The sequence below is a fragment of the Amycolatopsis sp. AA4 genome (genome assembly GCF_002796545.1).
In the GTDB taxonomy this organism is placed as follows: Bacteria; Actinomycetota; Actinomycetes; order Mycobacteriales; family Pseudonocardiaceae; genus Amycolatopsis.
In genome coordinates, this window is record NZ_CP024894.1 from 2,624,883 (window position 1) to 2,644,937 (window position 20,055).

18 protein-coding genes are annotated in these 20,055 nt (G+C 68.7%); 13 read left to right on the forward strand and 5 right to left on the reverse strand.

The features are described 5' to 3' along the window. Positions 1-66: 66 nt before the first annotated feature. The 4 genes from CU254_RS12510 to CU254_RS12525 all read left to right on the forward strand — a co-directional run bounded on the left by CU254_RS12510 (position 67) and on the right by CU254_RS12525 (position 2,664). Entirely contained in the window at positions 67-444 is a 378-nt protein-coding gene (locus CU254_RS12510) for a hypothetical protein (protein WP_009076159.1), read from the forward strand. Between the two features lie 102 nt (positions 445-546). Continuing rightward, complete coding sequence (locus CU254_RS12515; protein ID WP_009076161.1) at positions 547-1,503, forward strand: hypothetical protein; 957 nt, start codon at positions 547-549, stop codon at positions 1,501-1,503. 143 nt (positions 1,504-1,646) lie between these two features. Continuing rightward, positions 1,647-2,243 (forward strand): GNAT family N-acetyltransferase, encoded by a 597-nt coding sequence (locus tag CU254_RS12520; protein ID WP_009076163.1) that lies wholly within the window; start codon positions 1,647-1,649, stop codon positions 2,241-2,243. A gap of 49 nt (positions 2,244-2,292) precedes the next feature. Beyond that, entirely contained in the window at positions 2,293-2,664 is a 372-nt protein-coding gene (locus CU254_RS12525; RefSeq protein ID WP_009076165.1) for a VOC family protein, read from the forward strand. Positions 2,665-2,743: 79 nt separating this feature from the next. Here the strand turns inward: CU254_RS12525 and CU254_RS12530 are convergent, their stop codons facing one another. Both CU254_RS12530 and CU254_RS12535 read right to left on the reverse strand, forming a co-directional pair. Then, positions 2,744-3,952, reverse strand: coding sequence for a cytochrome P450 (locus CU254_RS12530; protein ID WP_009076167.1), 1,209 nt, complete (start codon positions 3,950-3,952; stop codon positions 2,744-2,746). 105 nt (positions 3,953-4,057) lie between these two features. Then, a complete protein-coding gene (locus tag CU254_RS12535; RefSeq protein WP_037713453.1) occupies positions 4,058-4,603 on the reverse strand; it encodes a winged helix-turn-helix domain-containing protein in 546 nt (181 codons plus the stop codon). A gap of 66 nt (positions 4,604-4,669) precedes the next feature. Between CU254_RS12535 and CU254_RS12540 the strand changes: the two genes are divergently transcribed. The 3 genes from CU254_RS12540 to CU254_RS12550 all read left to right on the forward strand — a co-directional run bounded on the left by CU254_RS12540 (position 4,670) and on the right by CU254_RS12550 (position 8,050). Continuing rightward, a complete protein-coding gene (locus tag CU254_RS12540; RefSeq protein ID WP_199785886.1) occupies positions 4,670-6,013 on the forward strand; it encodes a M20/M25/M40 family metallo-hydrolase in 1,344 nt (447 codons plus the stop codon). Positions 6,014-6,104: 91 nt separating this feature from the next. Beyond that, on the forward strand, positions 6,105-7,388 hold the full coding sequence (locus tag CU254_RS12545; RefSeq protein ID WP_009076173.1) for an MFS transporter: 1,284 nt from the start codon (positions 6,105-6,107) through the stop codon (positions 7,386-7,388). Positions 7,389-7,519: 131 nt separating this feature from the next. Continuing rightward, complete coding sequence (locus tag CU254_RS12550) at positions 7,520-8,050, forward strand: hypothetical protein (protein ID WP_037713455.1); 531 nt, start codon at positions 7,520-7,522, stop codon at positions 8,048-8,050. Positions 8,051-8,108: 58 nt separating this feature from the next. On the opposite strand, the gene CU254_RS12555 is transcribed toward CU254_RS12550, so the two are convergent. Then, positions 8,109-11,078 (reverse strand): right-handed parallel beta-helix repeat-containing protein, encoded by a 2,970-nt coding sequence (locus CU254_RS12555; protein ID WP_009076177.1) that lies wholly within the window; start codon positions 11,076-11,078, stop codon positions 8,109-8,111. Positions 11,079-11,432: 354 nt separating this feature from the next. On the opposite strand from CU254_RS12555, the gene CU254_RS12560 reads away from it, so the two are divergent. The 6 genes from CU254_RS12560 (at position 11,433) to CU254_RS12585 (ending at position 16,499) form a co-directional block, all read left to right on the forward strand. Beyond that, positions 11,433-12,455 carry a zinc-dependent alcohol dehydrogenase family protein gene (locus CU254_RS12560; RefSeq protein ID WP_009076179.1) on the forward strand — a complete coding sequence of 341 codons (1,023 nt, stop codon included), beginning with the start codon at positions 11,433-11,435 and terminating at the stop codon, positions 12,453-12,455. Between the two features lie 241 nt (positions 12,456-12,696). Then, positions 12,697-12,828, forward strand: coding sequence for an SDR family oxidoreductase (locus tag CU254_RS43625; protein WP_199841128.1), 132 nt, complete (start codon positions 12,697-12,699; stop codon positions 12,826-12,828). A 103-nt stretch (positions 12,829-12,931) separates the two neighbouring features. Continuing rightward, a complete protein-coding gene (locus CU254_RS12570; RefSeq protein WP_009076181.1) occupies positions 12,932-14,293 on the forward strand; it encodes an amidase in 1,362 nt (453 codons plus the stop codon). Further along, positions 14,290-15,474 carry an MFS transporter gene (locus CU254_RS12575; RefSeq protein ID WP_009076183.1) on the forward strand — a complete coding sequence of 395 codons (1,185 nt, stop codon included), beginning with the start codon at positions 14,290-14,292 and terminating at the stop codon, positions 15,472-15,474. Before CU254_RS12570 ends, CU254_RS12575 begins: the two co-directional genes overlap by 4 nt. A 42-nt stretch (positions 15,475-15,516) precedes the next feature. Further along, positions 15,517-16,191, forward strand: coding sequence for a FadR/GntR family transcriptional regulator (locus CU254_RS12580; protein WP_009076184.1), 675 nt, complete (start codon positions 15,517-15,519; stop codon positions 16,189-16,191). 5 nt (positions 16,192-16,196) lie between these two features. Further along, on the forward strand, positions 16,197-16,499 hold the full coding sequence (locus CU254_RS12585) for a SpoIIE family protein phosphatase (protein WP_009076186.1): 303 nt from the start codon (positions 16,197-16,199) through the stop codon (positions 16,497-16,499). 567 nt (positions 16,500-17,066) lie between these two features. On the opposite strand, the gene CU254_RS12590 is transcribed toward CU254_RS12585, so the two are convergent. Next, positions 17,067-18,650 carry a hypothetical protein gene (locus CU254_RS12590; protein WP_009076188.1) on the reverse strand — a complete coding sequence of 528 codons (1,584 nt, stop codon included), beginning with the start codon at positions 18,648-18,650 and terminating at the stop codon, positions 17,067-17,069. A gap of 391 nt (positions 18,651-19,041) precedes the next feature. After that, positions 19,042-19,473, reverse strand: a complete 432-nt coding sequence (locus CU254_RS12595) for an ROK family protein (protein ID WP_078560761.1) — start codon at positions 19,471-19,473, stop codon at positions 19,042-19,044. Positions 19,474-20,055: the final 582 nt, after the last annotated feature.

Genomic DNA, 20,055 nt, shown 5'->3' on the forward strand with positions numbered 1-20,055 from the left:
GACGGACCTGGCCCGTCCGCCCCGGACCGGACGACAATGGCTTCCGCCGAAAACGAGGGAGGCGTCGTGAAAGAGCACTGGAAAGACGAACCGGACGAGCACGATTATCCGGCCGCATTCGACTATCTCACCCTGGTCGCCGCCGAGGACGTCGCGACCAAGCTGGTCGATCAGCTGAAAGAAGCGGAACTGACGCACCGCAAGGCGAAGGACATCCTCCGGGCCAGCAGGCTGAAGCTGCTGCCGGAGGACAACGCGCACGTCGCGAGCGACCTCGAGAAGGTCAAGGGCGGCAAGGCGCTGTCGCCGGTCCTGCTCGTCCGCGGGCACGGCCACCCCGGGTTCGCGACGGCCGACGACCTCGTCATCGCGGACGGTTACCACCGCGTGTGCGCTTCGTATCATCTCGACGAAAATGCCGACATTCCGTGCAAATTGATTTGAGCCCCGGCTGGATTCCGAATTGGTTGCGAAGGTCCGCCGCCCGTAACGCCTGCTCGCGGTTGTCGATCTTTCGAGGCGGGATCGACGAGACAGGCGGAGCGAGTGGACGAGCACAACATCGAAAACCATCCGGAGCTGATGGACCCGGATTGGCAGCGGCACGCCGAGAAGGAAGCCTGGACCGGCCTGCGCCGGCAGCGTCGCCGGACGCGCTGGCGCAGGCTGGCGGCCATCTGGGCGGCCGTGGTCGTCGTCGTGGCGGGGGCGGGGTTCTACCTGTGGAAGCAGGGGACGAGGGCGGAGGAGGTCGCCGGGAGCACTCCGGCCGCGCCGGTGTCGACCACCACCGCGCCCGCGCCGACCAGCCTTCCCGACTCCGCGCACGTCGACCTGTCCAGGCCGTTCCTCAACACCCCGGCGCAGAACTGGCCCGAGGGCATCGCCGGGCTGGCGGTCCCGGCCCCGGCGAAGGTCGGCACGTTCTCCGCGAAGCAGGTCGGGGACGCGCAGGAGCAGGTCAAACACGCGGTCGAGGTCGCGCAGTTCGACAAGAACGTCCTGGAAGGGCACCGCGCCGACGGGTACCTCGGGCTTTTCGCCCCGGACAGCAGGGCGCATCTCCAGGATGATCCGCAGTCGCTCGTGGTCTACCTGCAGGACGGCTACCGTCTCCTGCCCGTGTCGCCCCGGATGACCGGGAAGATGACCGTGCGGCCGGGCGAGGCCGGGGAGTTGTACCTGCACGTCTCGTACGTGGTGGCCTACGCCTTCGATCCCGGCAACCGGGTGATCGAAGGCCCGGGCGATCTGGAGCCGTTCGTGCGGACCGACGCGGACTACGTCATGCGCAGCGGTTCGGCCTGGGCACCGGGCAGCCGGGGCCTGTGGCTGGCCGAGAGCAGCGGGTACTCCACCGAGGTCTCGTGCGTCGCCGCCAAGCAGCGCCTGCTCGCCCCCGCGTTCGCCGACCCGGACTTCACCGGGCCGTCGCTGTCACCGGAGCCGGGGCAGTTCGATCCCGACAAACCCGCTCCGGTCAAGGGAAACTGCAAGGAGTGACCGCGCCCGGAGCCGATCGGGGATTCTCCTGAAACCCGCCCGGACCCGGCCCGGTACCATCACCCCCGATGATCACGAATGCGTCTCGGCGGCCCGGGTCCGGCGCCGTCGCCCCGTGGCGGGTCGACGAGGTCGGACGGAAGGTGCGGCTGCGCGCGGTCCGTCCCGGCGACCAGCGCACCCTCGCCGGATTCGACCGGGACTCGGTCCGGGCGCGGGACCCGCAGGTCGGCGGCTACCGGCACTGGGCGACGCACCGCGCGCACTCCTCGCCGGACGGCTTCCACTTCGCGATCGAGACCCTGCACAACCGGACGCTGGTCGGCTCGGTGTGGGTCGAAACGGACCCATACTCCGGCCGGTTCAGCTACGGCGTCGGCATCGGCCCGCAGCACCGCCGCTGCGGTTACGCCGCCGACGCGGTCGCGCTGCTGCTGGCGTTCATGTTCGAGCGCTGCCGGTACCGGGCGTGCGAGGTGAGCGTCAACGGAAGCAACTTCGCCTCGTTGTCCCTGCACGGCGAGCTGGGCTTCCGCGAAGAGGGCCGGCTCCGCGACGCCGAGTTGCTGCGCGGGGAAATCAAGTACCCCGTTCTGATGAGCATCACCGCCGAACAGTTCGCGGAGCGTCACCTGGCCCTCGAGGCCCGCGGCTCCAGCCGGTCGTCGTCCCGCGGCCGGCACTGGCGGGTCCAACGCCCCGGACGGCACCGCCGGATCGCCTACTCCGCGGGCAGCTAGCTCCCATTTCTCCAAGCCGCCGGCTGCCTTGGCCTGCGAGGCTGACCGGGTGATCAAGCGCATCATCGCCTACAGCGAGGGCCCCGACGACGCCGCGACCCGCGAGTTCTACGTCCAGGTCCTGGGGCTGGACGTCGCCATGGACGATCCCGTTCTCGGCCTCCGCAGCAACGACCACCCGGCCGCGCAGGTGCTGGTCCTTCCTCCCGGAAGCACTGATCCCGTGCCGCGCTGGGGAATTGATCTCGGCGATCCGGCAGCGGTCGAAGCAGCCCACGCCGAGTCGATCCGGCGCGGGCTGCGGGTGGTTTATCCGCTGACCGAGGAATCGTGGGGAGTGCTGCGGTTTTTCGTCGAGGATCCGGGTGGCAATGTCGTCAATGTGCTCGCCCACATGACGGGGAGTTCGCGCACCGAGTAGAAGATGGGGTTGCCGGGGCGGTCTTGGCGGTCCTGGGGGAGGCCCACGCCGAGGTGGTTCGGCGTGGGCCGTGCGTCGGCTATCCGCCCGCCGACGAGCCGCGAGAGGATCCGAGCGGCAAACCTCCCCAGGTAACCGGCAATTCGCGCACCGAGTAGAAAACCGCGTTCTCCTTGAACTCCAAGCGATCCACCGGCACCGCCAATGCCAACCCCGGCACCCGGCGCCGCAATGTCGAGAACGCGATCTCCAGTTCGACCCGCGCCAGCGGTGCGCCCAGGCAGAGGTGCCGTCCGTAGCCGAAGGCGACGTGGTGCCGGGCGGGGCGGCGGACGTCGAAGCGGTCGGGGTCCGGGAAGGCCAGCGGGTCCCGGTTCGCGGTGCTCTTCACCGCGATGATGCCCTCGCCCGCGCGGATCAGCTGCCCGCCGATCTCGAGGTCCGCCAACGCGACGCGGCGTGCTTCAGTGTGCGTGATCGACAAGTAGCGCAACAGTTCCTCCACCGGATCGGCGGACGAGTCGCGGAATTGCTCGGGGTGCGTCAGCAGCACAGCCGTGCCCAGCGCGATCATCGCCGCGGTGGTGTCGTGGCCTGCCACGAGAAGAAGCTGACCTAGCACGGCGATTTCCCGCGGGGACATCGGTTCGGGCGAGGCGGCCAGTTTGCTCAGCAGATCATCGCCCGGGGCAGCGGCTTTCGCGGCGACGAGGTCTTCCAGATACGCATTCAGCTCTTCGCTGGCGGCCACGGCGCGCGCCGGGTCAGGGTTGTCCATGACGAGGGTGCGGGCGACACCTTGGAAAAAGTCGCGATCCGCGTAGGGAACGCCGAGCAGTTCGCAGATCACGAGCGAGGGGAGCGGCAGCGCGAACGACTCGACCAGATCGGCCGGATCCGGCCCGGCGAGCAGTTGGTCGAGGAGATCGTCGACCAGCTCCTGAATGCGCGGCCGCAGCGCCGCCATTCTCCGGACGGTGAACTCCGGGGCCAGCCTCCGCCGCTGCGCCGGGTGCTCCGGCGGATCCAGCTGCATCAAGGTCTTCATCCGCGCGTCGCGTGCCTTGCTGACCGCGTTGGTATGCGGAAAACCGGGCTGTGCCACGTCAACGCTGACCCGCGGATCCGCCAGCACCGCGCGGACATCGGCGTACCGGGTGATCAGCCAGGGCTCGCTGCCGTCCCACAGCCGCACCCGCGACACCGGCGGCCGCTCGGTCAATCCGGGCGCGGGGGCGAACGGGCATCCTGCCGCCCGCGCCATCGGGAACGTTTCGCTGCCGGTCATGCCAGCTCCTCACGGTCGAGTGCGTTTCGGAGCTGAAGCATGGCTTCGCGCGGGAGCCCGGTAATCAGGCAAAACGGACGTTAACTGCGTCACATTTCGGCGGGGTCAGTCCTCGGCGGTGTCGGGCTCGCCGGGGCGCTCGACCACGCTCCACAGGAACGAATGCCTGCGCCCGGCCGGTTCTTCGCGCGCGACGAACTCGTCCAGCAACGCGTCCAATCGCGACTGCAGCTCGGCCGCGGCCTCGTCGCTCAGCCGGACCACGCCGCGGCGGGTCTGCTGGATCGACGCGGGGTCGGCTTCGAGCATTTCGGCCCGGTGCGCGTCCAGGGTCGCCAGTTCGACGCGCGCGGTCAGCGCCGGGTCGCCTGCCTGGTCGAGGTCGAGATGCCAGGTCCGCCGGGTCGTCCGGTAGGGGCGTTCCCAGGCCCCTAGGTCGCTGCGGCGGGCCGGTTCGGCGACGAGGAAACCGGCTTCCGCGAGCGCGTGCACCCGGCGCAGCACGGTCGCCGGGGACTCCTCGAGCCGCTTCGCCAGCTGCTGGTTCGTCCACGCGGAATCCAGGCACAGCCGCAGAATCCGCCAGCTCAGCGGGTGTGCGAGCGCGCGGAGGTCGTCGGCGGTCGCCTGGCGCGGGAGACGGTCGTCCATTGACAGCAGCTTAGCCGATTTGCTTCGATGGTATCGATATCAGAAAGTGAAATCACTGGAGGTCGGGTGCGCCGCATCGAGTCGTACGTCGAGCAGCACCGGGAGCGGCATGAAGCGGAGCTGGCCGAATGGATCGGCGTTCCCAGCGTGAGCGCCACCGGCGAGGGCATGGCCGAGGCGGCCGAGTTCGCCTGCGCGTTGCTGCGGCGCAGCGGGCTCGAAGCGCGGCAGGTGGAGACCGGTGGCTGGCCGCTGGCGGTCGGACATGCCGACGGGCCGCCCGGATCGCCGCACGTGGTGATCTACGGCCATTACGACGTCCAACCGGCCGGGCCGTTGGCCGCTTGGGACAGTCCGCCGTTCGAGGCGAGCATCCGGGACGGCCGGATGTACGGCCGCGGCACGGGCGACAACAAGGGGCAGCATCTCGCGCAGCTGCTTGCGTTGCGGGCGCTCGCCGAGACCGGGGAATTGCCGTGCAGCGTGACTGTGCTGCTCGACGGCGAGGAAGAAATCGGCAGTCCGAACCTGGAATCCGCGCTCGCCGGGTTGCGCGACGAGTGGGACGCGGACCTCGTGCTGTGGAGCGACGGCCCGGTGCACGACAGCGGCGAACCTACGGTCAGCCTCGGCGTGCGCGGTGCGGTCCGGTTCGAGATCCGGGTGCACGGCGCTCCGGCGGCGCTGCATTCGGGGAACTGGGGCGGGGTCGGCCCGAATCCCGCGTGGGAATTGGTGTGGCTGCTGTCGACGATGCGCTCTCCGGAAGGCGAGGTGCTGGTCAAGGGAATCGCCGACGGCAGGGTTCCGCTGAGCCCGTCGGAACGGGACGCGCTGGACGCGCTCCCGGTCGACGTTCCCGCCGCGCTCGCCGAAGTCGGCCTGAACCGGATGGATGTGCCGGAAGGCGTGGGGTTCAACGATCGCCTCGCCTTGCCGGCTTTCAGCATCAATTCGCTGTCCTGTTCGGACGAAGGCGAGCACCGCACGGTCATCCCGGCTGTCGCGGTCGCTCGCTGCGACATCCGGACGGTCGGCGGCCAGCGCGCCTCGACGGTCATCGAGGCGTTGCGCGCGCACCTCGCCGAGCACCTTCCGCACGCTGAACTGCACGTCCCGGGCGGAGTGATGGAAGCGTCCCGGACGCTGCCGGAATCGCCTTACACCGCGGTGATCACCGACGCGGTCAGCGCGGCTGCCGGACGTCCGGCGCTGCTGGTGCCCGCGATGGGCGGCAGCCTGCCGATCGCCTCGCTGTCCGACGGCCTCGGCCTGCCGTGCTACGGAATCCCGCTGGCGAACGTCGACGAGCACAACCACGGTCCCAACGAGAACTTCGAACTGGCCCGTTTTCACGCCGGAATCACCGCTGCCGCGAACGTCCTGCTCGAATTGGGCAAGCTCCGCTGAATTCCCGCACATGGTTGCTCCGGGCAGACGTGCTCGGAGCCGCGATTCACCAATGACGCCGAACCGCTGACGCACCGCCTCGGAGGCGACCATGTCGATCCCTGCTCCCGATTCCCCTGTCGTCCAAACAGTTCCCCCGCCGCGTGCGTCCCGGATCGTGCTCGCGGCCACGATCGGCAATACCCTGGAATGGTTCAGCCTCGGGGCCTACACTTTGTTCGCCGACGTTCTGGCGAAGCAATTCTTCCCCGCTTCTGACCCAGCGGTGTCCTTGATGCTGGCCTTCGCCAGCGTCGCGGTCGCGTATTTGATCCGCCCGTTCGGCGGGATGATCCTCGGGTCCTACGCCGACCGCGCGGGCCGCAAAGCCGCGCTGGTGTGGTCGATCCGGATCATGGCGGTGGCCTCGCTGCTGATCGCGGTCATGCCGAACTACGCGACGATCGGGATCGCGGCCCCGATCGGGCTGGTGTTCGCCAACCTGCTGCAGGGCTTCTCGGCGGGCGGCGAATTCGGCAGCGCGACCGCGTACCTGGTGGAAAGCAACCGGAAACGCCGCGGTTTCATGGGCAGCTGGGGCGCGGCGAGCCAGGGGCTGAGCACGCTGCTGGGCATCGTGTTCGCCGCCGTGCTGAGCGCGGTGCTCACCGAGGCGCAGCTCGGCTCGTGGGGCTGGCGGATCCCGTTCGCCTTCGGCCTGCTAATCGCCCCGATCGGCTACTACATCCGGCGGCACGTCGAGGAATCCCCCGCGTTCGAGGAAGACGCCGCCGAGGCCCCGCTGCGGGAGGTGCTGCGCTCGCAGAAGACCCGGATCCTGGTCGCGATGGGCGCGATGGCGGTGTCCACCGCGATCAGCTACCTGATCATCTACATGCCGACCTTCGCCATCCGCAACCTCGGGCTGCCCAAATCGCTGGCCTTCACCACGACCATCGTCACCCAGATCGTGCTGACCGTCCTCGCCCCGATCGCCGGACGCCTGTCCGACCGGACCGGCCGGATCCCGCTGATGGCCGCGGCCTGTTCGGCGATGCTGCTGGCGATCTTCCCGCTGTTCCTGGCACTGAACAGCGAGCCGACGTTCGCCGTGATGACGGCGGTGATGGCCGCGATCGGCCTGGTGAAAGTCTGGTACGTCGGCCCGCTGGGCACGATGATGGCCGACGTCTTCCCGACCCGCACCCGGGCGACCGGGCTGTCGGTCAGCTACAACATCACGGCGTCGGTTTTCGGCGGATTCACGCCGTTGGTGGTGATTTGGCTGATTCGGGTCACCGGGAGCAATCTGGCGCCGAGCTATTACGTGATGGCGCTGGCCGTGCTGAGCCTGAGCGCACTGGCCTTCGCCCGGCGGCGGTTGCGGGTGCGCTGAGGTGTCCTAAGTGGACTTAGGGGAGGCGCGCAACCTCGCGGAGGCTTGCGCGTCCTCTTCTCCGTAGCCGGGCCGCGGAGGTCCGGCCGGGGAGGGGATTTGTCATGACTGAGTGGAGAATCCGAAGACCGTTGCTCGGCGCGGGAGCGCTGGTACTGATCGCGGTGGCTGCGACGGCATGCACCTCGGATCCCGTGGGCGGCCCAGCGCCTTCGGGGTCCGCGCCAGCCGCCAGCGAACCCGCGACCACGTCGCCGACCATCTCGACGGCTCCATCGGCGGTGCCGCAAACGACCGCAGCGGCGTCGCCGGCGAAGCATTCAGCCGCTGTCGCGAAGCCGTCGCTGACCGTCTACCGCTGCGAAGGGCCCGCCGTCGTCGCGCCTTCGTGGCTGAACTTGGCCTGTGCGGACCAGAAAATGGGGATCGGCCAGCTGCGTTGGTCGGGCTGGGGCGAGGCGACCGCGCACGCGACGGGCAGCTTCTGGGAGTACGACTGCGTTCCCAGTTGCGCGTCCAGCATACTGATTTCGGTTCCGACGGCGGTGACCGCCAGCGGATTGGTCGGCGGTCATTACACCCGGCTGCACGTCACGGCGACGCCGACCCCGGCGTTGCCGCTCGACTATCGCCTGACGAATACCGGTCCTGTTGCTGAATAGGAAAATGCCGTGCGCGTGACGCCGGCAAGGCACCACGCGCACGGCACGTCAGCATGAGCTACGGATGAGTCCGGAAAGCGTCCACGATCAGATAACTGCCGTTCTTCATCGTCCCCGTAACGGTGTGCACCCCCGGCGGCAGCCCCGAGACAGTCGCCACCGTCGACTGGTACTCCCGCGTCGGCGTGACGAAACTGACCGTCCGGTAGGGCGAGCCGTCCAAGGTCAGGTCGACATCGCCCTCGTCCGTGTTGGTTTCGGAGATGATGTCGATTCCCGTTCCGTAGAACGTGAAACTCCACGAATCACCGACGTTCTGGGTCGCCCAGATGTCGTCGAGATACGAATTCGCGCCCCCGGCTGAACTGCCGCGCCAGATCCATCCCGTCGACGGCGCTCCGGTGTTGGTGTAGACGACGCCGGAAGTGTTGTTGAGCAGTTCCGCTTCCCGTGTCTTGGCAAGGTGAACAGTGACGTCAGCCTGCCCGCGCCGCACGGTCAGCGTGATCGGCGCACCCGGCGCGAGTCTGTTGTAGCTGAGCCAGAAGGTATTGCGATCGTCGGTCACTGAAGTGCCGTTGACGGCGGTGATGTCGTCACCGGTCCGCAACCCGTTCTGAGCCGCGTAGCTGCCCTGCGGCACTGAGGACAGGTAGAGGCCGTACGGCTTGGTCAGGCCAAGGGACGACTGGACCGCGAGGGACGGGATATTGGTAGCGGTGGCCCCCATGAGCATTTCGGGTTGGACGATCAGCCCGTTGGCCGGACCGCCGGAGCCGGGGCCGTTAGCGAAGACTGCCTTGGGCGGGCGCGGCGCCCCCGAGGCGCCGAAGCCGGTCATCGGGAAGTTGGCATAGCCGAGGCTGATCGCGGGCGAATCGGCGGCGACGGTGAAATCGTAGCTCGCCGGGGGATCGGCCGCGGCGAACTTCGGGTCGGCGACGAGCGAATGCGGGTCCATCCCGGCGCGAACCCAGGCCGATTGGGGGTTGATCGTGGCGCCGTCCGCGGAAAGCGCCTCGTTGCCGCTGCCGTCGGGGTTGACGTAAACCGGATAGCGGTCGTTCCAGAAAAGGTTTCGGTCGACGCCGTACTTGGCGGTGGACGGATTGTTCAGCACGTTGTTGTACGCCTGCGGACCGAGGGTGATGTTGTGCTCGATGAGGTCGCCGCAGTCGGAATGGCTGACCTGCTCGTAGATCGAGCCGTCCACGAGCAGGTTGTTCCGCACCGTGCGCTCGTACCCGTCGCGCAGTTTGATCCCGCCCTTGAGAATGAGGTTGTCCAGCAGACGGAAATTGGACGAGCCGTCGTCGAGGTCGATCGCCCAGTCCCCGGCGTGCCAGAACCGGTTGTGCTGAATGGTGATCGGCCGGACGACGTCCAGCTTCATCAGACGCCGCGCCTGGGCGTCGGTCAGCGCGGTGCCGGTGGTGCCTTCGAAACTCGTGCCCGGCGCGAGCGTGTTGTTGCCGGAACTGGCCCAGAACCGGCCGCGGCCCCATACGTTGATCGACCCGTTGTCGCCGGTTTCCTCGACGCAGTTGAACAGGTCGTTGTTCTTGACGTCGTGCCCGCCCCAGGTGCCGTCCTCGATGTTGAGGCACGCGCGCGGGCTGTCGGAGATGGTGTTGCCGTCGACCGTGACGTCCGCGCTCATCGAGATGTTGACGCCGGAGGACTGCTTTTCGAACCGGCCCATGTTCTGCATGAGGTTGTTCCGCACGACGATGTCGCGGGGATAGTCGTCGGTTTTCGGCCCGGGCGCGGTGTCGGTGACGGCGACGTTGTCGTAGTAGTTGCCGGAGTAGTCGCGCACCGCGCGCGGCGAGCCGACGATCTGGACGTCCGTGGCGCCGTCGGACTCAAACTTGTTGTCGCTGATCGTGTTGTGCTTGTTGTAGCCGTCGAGGAAGACGCCGTTGCCGCCGAGCTGGTCGAAGAACGACCCGGTGACTGAGATGTCAGCCGCGTTCTTCAGAGATACCGCACCCTTGTGGACGACCGACCAGTCGCCCTTGGCGTCGGCCTCGAACGGGCTGTTGAAGAGCGTGCGGTGTGTCGCGGTGAAGTGCAGCCCGCGCAGCGTGATGTCGTGTACGGGATTGGCCGGAGAGGTCCCGGTGAGGGTGAAGAGCTGGTCCTGTTCCGCGGTTTCGACGGTCGCGGCGGAAAGGTCGGTTCCGTCCGGCGGGTAGTAGAGCAGCTGACCGCTCGCGCGGTCGTAGAACCACTCGCCGGGAGCGTCGAGTTCTTCCTTGACGTTCTCGGCCATCGCCGGTCCGATCCGGCCGGGCCCGTTTCCCTGTGCCAGCCCGCAATCCTGCGGCCGGTTGTTGTCGCCGACGTAGTGCAGCGCGAGCCCGTCGGCGGTGCGCCCGCTGACGGTGAACGAGACAGAACCCCAGTCGCCGCAGTGCATCGCGCGCACCAGCGCGGTCGACGGGTCCGCCCATTTCGCCGATTCCCGTTCGAGGGCGGCCAGCGAGGTCGACCCCTGCAGCCGGGCCGCGTTCGGGTCGTAGTTCGGATAGCGGGCCAGGATCTGGCGCTGGCCGTTGACGAACAGGCCGTCGAAGTCCAGCCCGGCCGGGACGGTCGCGGTCACGATCTTGCTGCCGGGTGCGGTGGGCTGCCAGTTCGGACGCAACGGCCGTCCGCCGCTGATCGTCACGGCGGCGTCGGTCGCCGGCTGCCAGGTCACGGTGTGCCCGTTGCGTCCGGAGTCCTGCGGGCCGAACGCCAGCGGAGCGGCGAGATGATAGGCGCCCCCGGCGAGCTTGACCACGAGGTCGCGATGGTCGCCGACACCCGTGTCGAGCAGGTGCCGGACCCGTTGCTGCGCCTGGGAAAGCGAACACGGCCGCGGCTGGGTGCAGGGGTTTCCGGGCGGCGCGTCCGCGTTCGGGGCGGCGTAGACCGTCATCGGCGGCGGTCCGCTCGCGGCGGCCGGCGGCCCGAGGGCGAACGTGCCGCCTAACCCGGCGACGGCGGACAGGACGATGCTCACAAGCCGGCGGTTGGCCATTCAGGTCCTCCTTGACCAGGCATCGGGAGATGTCCTGCGCGCCCATGACATCCGATGTCTAGGAGACTATGCAGGAGGGCGCATCGGCAGTCAAGGAGGTGTACGGGTGGCTTCCGGAGGTGGGAAGTCGCCGTGAATCAAGGATATCCCGGGGAATCTGTCCCGATTTGGCGCAGTGTGCCAGGTCGACGGCGGGGTGTTTTACATCTGATCTTTCGTCGGTGCTGACTCGCTGGGTCGCGAGCAGGTCGAGGCGGCCGTTCTGGGGGGTTCTGACAGTGCCTGGCAGGCCGTCGCGAGATGACGGACGGTGAAGAGGCCACCCCCGAAGACCTGTCTAAAGAGGAATGCCAAGTGCGTGGAACTGTGTTGTACGGCCCGGGCGACGTCCGAGTGGAAGAGCGCGAAAACCCCGTCATCGTCGCGCCGACCGACGCGATCGTGCGCGTGTCGGCGAGCTGCGTGTGCGGTTCGGACCTGTGGGATTACCGCGGCGTCAACGAGGTGGCCGGGCCGACGCCGATGGGGCACGAGTACGTCGGTGTCGTCGCCGAAATCGGGGACGAGGTGAAGAACCTCGCGGTCGGCGACTTCGTCGTCAGGTCGTTTTTCGCCTCGGACAACACCTGTGAGATCTGCGAAGCCGGCTATCAGTCGCGGTGCGCGCATGTCGAGTACGTCGGGGCCGGCGGGGCGCAGGCGGAGTACCTGCGGGTGCCGCTGGCCGACGGGACCCTCGTCGCCACCCCCGGAATGCCGGACGACGACCTGATTCCCTCCCTGCTGGCCGCGTCCGACGTGCTCGGAACGGGCTGGTTCGGCGCCGTGGCCGCGGAGGCCGGGCCGGGCAAAACCGTGGCCGTGGTCGGCGACGGCGCGGTCGGTCTCCTCGCCGTGCTGGCCGCCAAGCACCTGGGCGCGGAGCGGATCATCGCGATGTCGCGGCACGCGTCGCGGCAGCAGCTCGCCCGCGAATTCGGCGCGACCGACATCGTCGCGGAGCGCGGTGACGAGGGCGTCGCGAGGATCAAGGAACTCACCGGCGGATACGGCGCGCACAGTGTGATCGAAGCGGTCGGCACCCAGGAATCGATGATGCAGGCCATTCGTTCGACGCGTCCCGGCGGGCACGTCGGCTACGTCGGGGTCGCGCACGGCGTAGAGCTTCCCGGCGAGGAACTGTTCTTCGCCGAGGTCCACCTGCTCGGCGGCCCCGCTCCGGTGCGCCGGTTCCTGCCCGGGCTGATCCGGCTCATCTGGGACCGCGAGATCGACCCGGGCCGCGTCTTCGACCTCACCCTCCCGCTCGAGGAGGCCGCCGAAGGCTACCGGGCGATGGACGAGCGCCGTGCCGTCAAAACGCTGCTGAAGCCGTGAACCAGGAAACCATGATGAACCCCTAGACCGCGACGCCGTCCGCAACGTGGCCGACGAGATCGGCCCGCGAGCGATCGGCGTCGCCTGCACGTGACCGACGAGCAGCAAGTGGCAGCGGCCGTGCAACGCGCGGTGACGGAGAACGGCCGACTGGACATGGCGTTCAACAACGCTGGCCGGGCGGGCTGGCCGGCTTGCCCGAGCGTGCGAATTATCACGCGTCAACGCGGTGTGCCCCGGTGTGCTCGATACGCCGATGGTGGCCGACCTGGTCGAGAACCAGGCCGAGGCGGTGCTGTGGTTGTGCAGTCCCGGGGCCAGTTTCGTGGTCGGGACCGCGCTTCCGGTCGACGGCGGATTCACCGTCCACTGAGGATTCCCGACGCACGCGGCGGCCGGGAGTCCGCCGGGTAAGGCTTGCCTAACCCGACGGCGTCGGTTACCGTCCAAGTCCTCAGATGACATGAGGAGTTGAGATGACGGATCTGACGCTGGCCGAGCTGGCGGCAGCGGTGCGGGCCCGCGAGGTGTCCCCGGTGGAGCTCGCCGAGGAGTACCTGGGCCGGATCGATCGCGAGAACGACGAAGTGGGCGCTTACCTCACGGTGGACCACGAGGGGGCGCTCGCGGCCGCCCGCGAGGCGGAGGCGCTCGTTCTGTCCGGCAGGCGGGACCTGCCGGTGTTGTGCGGCGTGCCGGTCTCGGTGAAGGACACCTGGCCGGTGAAGGGGCTGCGCTACACCTCGGGTTCGAAGGTCTTCGCCGAGCGGGTCGCCGAAGTGGACGCGGCGGTCGTGACGCAATTGCGCCAGGCGGGCATGGTGCTGCTCGGCAAGACCAACGCGGCCGAGTTCGGATGCTCCTCCTACACCGAGACGGTGTTCGGCGCGGCCCGCAATCCGCACGACCTCGCGCGCACCGCGGGCGGGTCCAGCGGCGGGGCCGCCGCCTCGGTCGCGGCTGGACTGGCTCCGGCCGCGCAGGGCAGCGACGGCGGCGGCTCGGTGCGGATCCCGGCCGCGTGCTGCGGGCTGGTCGGGATCAAGCCGACCAGGGGCCGGGTGAGCCCCGCTCCCGGGCCGGATTCGGCCGGGCTGGCCACCGCGGGTCCGATCGCCCGCACGGTCGCGGACGCCGCACTGCTGCTGGACGTCCTGAGCACCGCGCGTCCCGGCGACACCCACCAGTTGCCGCCGACCCCGCCCGGGCACTTCGCGAGCAGCGCCGAGCGCGACCCCGGCCGGTTGCGGATCGGCGTGCTCGAAGGGCAGCCGAACGACGACCCGTGGTGCCGCCGGGCGTGCGAAGACACTGCCGCGCTGCTCGCGGATCTGGGACACGACGTGGAGGAGGCCGCGCCGACGGTTCCGGACGACTACCGCGACGATTTCACCGTCGTGTGGTCGGTGCTCGCCGCGTCGGTGCCGGTTCCCGCCGAACGGGAGCAGGACCTGCTGCCGCTGACCCGCTGGCTGCGGGAGAAGGCACGCGGCTACGACGCGGTGACCCTCATGTCCGCGCTCGGGTCGATGCAGGCCACCGCCCGCCGGATCGCCGACCGCTACGACCGGTTCGACGTCGTCCTCAGTTCCGCCACGGCCACCCTGCCGCCGCTGGTGGGCGGCCTCGTCGACGCGGATCCCGCGCGCACCTTCGAGAACATGCTGGAGTTTCATCCGCTCACGCCGCTGGCCAACATCACCGGCCAGCCGTCGCTGACCGCCCCGGCGCTCCGGACACCCGGCGGGTTGCCCGCGGGGGTGCTGCTCACCGGCCGCTACGGCGCCGAGACGACCCTCATTTCCGTTGCGGCACAACTGGAGCGGGCACGGCGATGAGAAAAGCTCAACTGGGCTTCCTGACCGGAACCCACGTCGTCAACGACCTGTACCAGGGCGCGGTGCCCGCGTTGCTGCCGTTCCTGATGAGCGAGCGGCACTACAGCTACGCGGCGGTGTCCGGAATCGCCTTGGCCGCAACGGGTTTGTCCAGCGTCGTGCAGCCGGTGTTCGGCATGATCGTCGACCGGTCCCGGCGAGACTGGCTGGCCCCGCTGGGGTTCCTCGTGGCCGCCGCCGGAATCGCCGGCGCCGGTTTCGCGGACAGCTATCTGCTCACCTGGATTTGCGTTGCCATCGCGGGAATCGGCGTGGCCGCCTACCATCCGCCCGCGACCAATCAGGCTCGGGCGGCGGGCGGCCGGTCGCAACGCGCCATGAGCTTGTTCTCGGTGGGCGGCACGCTGGGCAGTTCGCTCGCTCCCGCTCTGGTCACCGCGGTCGTCGGCTCGCTCGGCCTGTCGGGAAGCTACCTGCTGGCGGTCCCGGCGGCGGTGATGGCGTTGCTGTGGTTGCTCAATCGCCGCAATGTCCCCGTGCTGGCCACCAGCGGAACCGCGGCCGGACAGTCCACAACGGACGTCTCGGACGACTGGCGGGCCTTCGGCAGGCTGGTCGCGGCAACGGTCGGATGGTCGATCCCTTATGTGACAGTCAGTTCGCTGCTTTCGCTGTACGCGATTCGCGAGTTGCACGCTTCGACAGCAGTCGCGGCGGTGACGCTGACGTCGTTCACGCTTGCCGGTGCCGCGGGTACGGTGCTCGGAGGTTGGCTGGGCGACTGGTTCGGTCGCCTGACCCCGATCCGGGCCGGATACCTGCTGGGCATTCCGGCGCTGGCCGGAGTGGTGTTCAGCCCGGCTTATCCCGTGCTGGAACTCAGCACCGTCCTGTTAGGACTCGCGATGTTCCTGCCGTTCGCCAACCAGGTGACGCTCGCCCAGGACTACCTGCCGACGCGACCCGGTACGGCCAGCGGGCTGACGCTCGGCCTGGCGATGTCGGTCGGCGGGCTGACCTCGCCGCTGTTCGGCTGGCTGGCCGACTCCGAGGGGTTGCGGTTCACCCTGGGCGCGGTGCTCGCGGTGTACCTCATCGCCGTGGTGTTCGGCACCCGCCTGCGGGACCGCGTCCTGCCTGTTCAGCCGTCCGCGCACCCCTCTGAGGAGCTGGTGACCTGATACCTTGCTGGCCGGGGTACTAAGCGGAAAAGGGAGTCTGACATGACGGTCCGGTCGGTGCAGCGAACCTCGCTGGTCGACGCGGCGACGGCCGAACTGCGCCGGCTGATCGGCGAGGGCGAATGGCCGGTCGGGGCCAAGCTGCCCAACGAAGTCGAGCTGAGCAAACTGCTCGGAGTCGGCCGGTCCACGGCGAGGGAGGCCGTCCGGGCTCTCATCTCCGCCGGTCAGCTGTACTCCCAGCAGGGTTCGGGCACCTACGTCGCCTCGGCGACCCCGCTGTCCGATTTGGACCGCAAACTGCGCACGGCCGCGGCGATCGACGTGTACGAGGTCCGCGTCGCCCTGGAAGTCGAGGCGGGTGCCCTCGCCGCGACCCGACGCACCGCCGCGGACCTCAAAGCGCTCCGCAAAGCGCTCAAGGCCCGTGACCGAGCCGCCTCGCTCCCCGAACTGCTGGACGCGGACGTCGCGTTCCACCGGGCAGTCGTCCTGGCCGCGCACAACCCGGTGCTGCTCGACGTATTCGATTCCTTCCTCGACGCCATGCGCGCCGTGGCCGCCGATGTCACCACCTTGGACAACGGCGAAACCAGCACGGACGACCTCCACCAGGCCCACCACGACCTGGTGGAGGCGATCGAAGCCGGCGACGCGGAGGCTGCCGCGCTGGCTACGCGCCGCAATGTCGAGCGGACTCTGGATCAGCTTCGCTAGAAACGGTGCCGCACCGATTCCAGGCGCTCGACGGAGACCGGTTCGTCTTCGTCAGCGACGGCGTCTACAACGCGACCGGCCTCCTCGGCGAACTCTGCGGCGACCGCGAACTGTCCGAGGCGGTCGTGACCACTGCCGACCTGCCCGCGGCGCACGTGCCGGGCATGGTCCTGCGAGAACTCGCCACCCGCCGCGACCACGCCCAAGCGGAAGACGACGCGATGGTGGTCTGCCTGGGCTGGTTCGGGCCGACCCCGCTGCCGGGCGCGGGAGCCAGCACGATCGCGGTGGCCAGGACCGCGCCCTGACCGGAGCATCGATGGGTGCTCTTTATCTGGTGGCGACGTTTTTCGTTGCCGGTTGTGGCAGCGATTTCGTTTGCCCTGTCCTCGAGCGCACCATCAGCTTCCCGATCTTCGGCAAGCAGTCGTCGACCGGGCGAACCCGGTGCTCGGTGCGACCGCCGCACAGCATCTCGGACTGTCTTCCGGGGAGATATCCGGTCGTCCACGGGGATCCCGGTGGCCATCAGCGGGGCCATCTCCGGCCGCCTGCGGGGACTATTCACTGACCGCGGACGCTTGCTCGCGACGACTCGATACAGGCGGCCGATTCCAGGTATCAAGCTCTGGCCTTCGACCAGCGTTGTCGAAGCCTCAGACGAGAACTCGCACAAGATCACCTGCGCGATGCGCAGACGTCGATCGTAGTGAGCCGCTTAGGGCTCGGCCCCGGAATCTGCGGCGTGAAAGCTCCATCGGCTCTGGAGCACATTTGAGCACCTCGGCGTGCTGGGTGCGACTGGGCACAATGGCGGGAGACGTTCGGAAAGGTCGTTGGCAACCCAGGTAGAGGGTCCGCGGGCCTTGCTCCCGTCAGGCTTCCGCTCGCGACCGGACTGTGCGGCTTCGGCGAAATCGCTTGCGGTGCATTGACACTGCCGCCATCAGCGCGCCGCCGATGAGCAGCAACGCGCCGCCGATGAGGTAGCCGCGGATATCCGCGCCGGTCGTGGCGAGCGGGCCGCGGTAGAACGGGCCGGTTGCGGGTGCTGCGGCCGCCGGAGCCGCCGGCCGCCGGGCGTCCGCTGGCATGCCGGACGTCGTCGGGCTCGTGTTGGCGGGCCGCGAAGTCGAGGGCGTCGCCGAGGACGATGTCGGCGCGGTCGATGTCGCGGAGTCGGAGGCGGTCGTCCAGCACACCTTGGAACCGAGCGAGTTTCGGGCCATCCACAGCGACAAGAATGCCTGGGCCGCCATGGCGCCGACGCGTTGTTCCCGGCCGAAGTAGTTGTTCTCGTCCGTCCCGTCGTAGGTGCGGCCGTCGGGGAACCTCGCTTGCAGGGCCAGTTGCTTCTCGTCGTGCAGCCGCTCCCACGTGCTAGCGCCGACCGATGACCCGCTGTCCTGCTGGTAGAGAGACACCAGCAGGTCGAAGTTCCCGAAATAGAACGGGAACTCAGTGCCCCAGTCGTTGCCCTCCGGATAGCTGATGGCGGGAGAGCCGGGTGTGTAGATGGTCTTCCCGGAGAACGGGCGGTCAACCAGTGCGCGGTACACGATCGGAATATTGTGCAAGGCCGCACCAGGGGCGCAGGTGCGCCCGAGGGCGGAGATGGCCCCCTGATAGAGGTTCTGGTCGAAGGCGGCCATGTAGAGCGGGTGCACCCGATGGTGATTGCGAAGAATGCCGTCGTCCTCGATGTTCGTCCCCTGCAGCCAGGTGGACAACTGGATCCCGTCGATCGTCTTCGTGCTGTCGAGGTCGGCTGGTCGCGCGGCGCTGGCCACCAGCAGTTCGCTGTTGCGGCGAGCCCACCGCCGCGCGTCGGGACTTCCGGGCAGCATCGCGGCGGCCAGACCGAGCAGCCCGGCATTCCAGCTGTCTTCCTCGGCCTTGCTGTCGCCTGGCGTGATCACCTTGCCGTCGCGTCGCTTCATGTACAGCTGCCAAGAACCGTCGCCGACGAGACGGACGTCGTCGCCCGTGGTCAACCGGTTCGCCTCGAATACGAGCATCCTGACGACCTTTTCCCGGTCGGCAGCGGAGAGCGAGTCCCACGTCAACCACGCTGCCGCCCCGGCGTAGTAAGCCCACAGCGCGGTCTGCCAGTCGCCTCCCCAGGACGTCGCGGTGTTGTCGTTGTTCACCCGGTGGCGCGCGGCCACAGAGCGCACCAGGTTGACAAGCCGGGCAGTGGCTTTCGATGCCGAGAGGCCATTCGAATCGTAGGCGCCGAGTTTGAGCGCGACCGCGGTTGTCAACGCGGCCATCGCCGGAACGCGGATCGCCCGCTCGTCTTTCCCGCCGAGGTCCAGATAACCGTCCTTTGCGTACTCTCGATAAGTTTCGGCGTAGGCTGGCCCGATGAGATAGCGAGAACTGTTCCGCAGGATCGTCCGGATCCGTTGACCTTGCTCGTCGGCTGCCGAATACGTGCCCAAGGTCGTCGAATCCAAGGGCTGTACCTACTGGGCGGGCGAGACGCTCTCGGCGTGAGCCGGTGCCGCGGAGCCGGCCAGTGCGACGATCACCGCGAAAGCAGCTAAGCGGCGCGGGAAACGGAACGATTTCATGTTCGCTCCTGTTCGGAATCTGGCCGGACCGTTTTGGTATGGACCATTAGGCAAGGTGAATCGCTGGTTTGTCAACCGGCTGCTTCCTGCGCGAGGCGGGAATATTTCACGCGTCGCTCATTGATTATTGCATTGCGCTGCAGCCGGGTTCGGATTTGGCCCGGAAGGGATGACGCGACCACCCTCGGGGGAGGGCGAGGCGTCGTCGGCCGGTTTGCGCAGCGGCAGCAGGGCATGCGCTGGTGCGCCGTCACGGAGAGCGCGACCGCGACGTTCACGACCCCGGCGGCGGCGCGATCGATCGCGTCGACTGCGGGACGGGGCACGACGACAATGACCCGACCAGTTCCCGCGGGAGCAGCGTCGCCCCGACGACGGCCGCGGCCCCGTGCCGGGCCGCGGCGATGGCCGACGGCCGGATGCCTGCGAGCCGAGCGGACACGGCCGCGGCCAACGGGTCAAGCAACAGAGCGCCGGATTCGGCCAGCCCACCGCCGACCACCACCGTCCGGCAGTCCGAAACCGGGGTGGCCCAAGCGAGCGCTTCCGCAAGCACGCCGACGCACTTCGCCCACGCCTCCTCCGCGACTTGATCCCCGGCCCGGACGCGTAACGCGACCTCCAACGCGCTCGGCACGCCGACCAGCCTGGCGACGCCCGCCGCCGAGGCGATCTCCTCCGTCCGGGAACCGTCGGCGAGCCGGATCTCGCCTGCTGCCGCCGCTTTTCACCATCGAGTGTGTGCGGGCGGGAAACGTGACCGGGCTGGTGGCGCGGACTCCCGGTGGCCGCAAGCCACGGCGGCGAAACCTAGGGTGGCTGCCGACCGGGCGATGGACACAAGCGTGCCGGATCTCATCTGGACTCCGGTATGCCCGGCTATTCTCGGGTGGCTTTCGAAACGGGCGCTGCTGTGGCTGCCGAAACGGGAATTCGTCGTACTCAGTACGGGCAGGGGACCAGTGAAGGGCCGGCCTCCCGGAGCGGTCGGATCTCGTGTTTCCTCCCAGCCGTTCCCGGCGAGCGCCGAGCAGCTCCTCCTCCGGGTATTTGGATGCGCGGAATCGCTTGCCGCCCCGGCGGGTTCAGCGCGTCGACGCGGCGGTTGCGTTCAGGACCGAATGAGGGGGGCGGTGACACGTCGTTGCCGGAAAGATGGCCACTGCTCTGCGGGACGGGTTGAGCGTGTGCTCGGTCGGGCTCGTGCCGGCGCGGCCGGCGAGCGCGATCGAGAGGCTGACCGCCCTGCTCGTCGGGCAAGTATTGTTCCGGCATCCACTGACTCGCC

What these genes read in the sequence shown, in the direction of transcription:
- CU254_RS12570 (WP_009076181.1), top strand. Translation starts at nt 12,932, where the DNA reads ATGACGGATCTGACGCTGGCCGAGCTGGCGGCAGCGGTGCGGGCCCGC.
- CU254_RS12555 (WP_009076177.1), bottom strand. Translation starts at nt 11,078, where the DNA reads ATGGCCAACCGCCGGCTTGTGAGCATCGTCCTGTCCGCCGTCGCCGGG.
- CU254_RS12535 (WP_037713453.1), bottom strand. Translation starts at nt 4,603, where the DNA reads ATGGACGACCGTCTCCCGCGCCAGGCGACCGCCGACGACCTCCGCGCG.
- CU254_RS12580 (WP_009076184.1), top strand. Translation starts at nt 15,517, where the DNA reads ATGACGGTCCGGTCGGTGCAGCGAACCTCGCTGGTCGACGCGGCGACG.
- CU254_RS12575 (WP_009076183.1), top strand. Translation starts at nt 14,290, where the DNA reads ATGAGAAAAGCTCAACTGGGCTTCCTGACCGGAACCCACGTCGTCAAC.
- CU254_RS12530 (WP_009076167.1), bottom strand. Translation starts at nt 3,952, where the DNA reads ATGACCGGCAGCGAAACGTTCCCGATGGCGCGGGCGGCAGGATGCCCG.
- CU254_RS12545 (WP_009076173.1), top strand. Translation starts at nt 6,105, where the DNA reads ATGTCGATCCCTGCTCCCGATTCCCCTGTCGTCCAAACAGTTCCCCCG.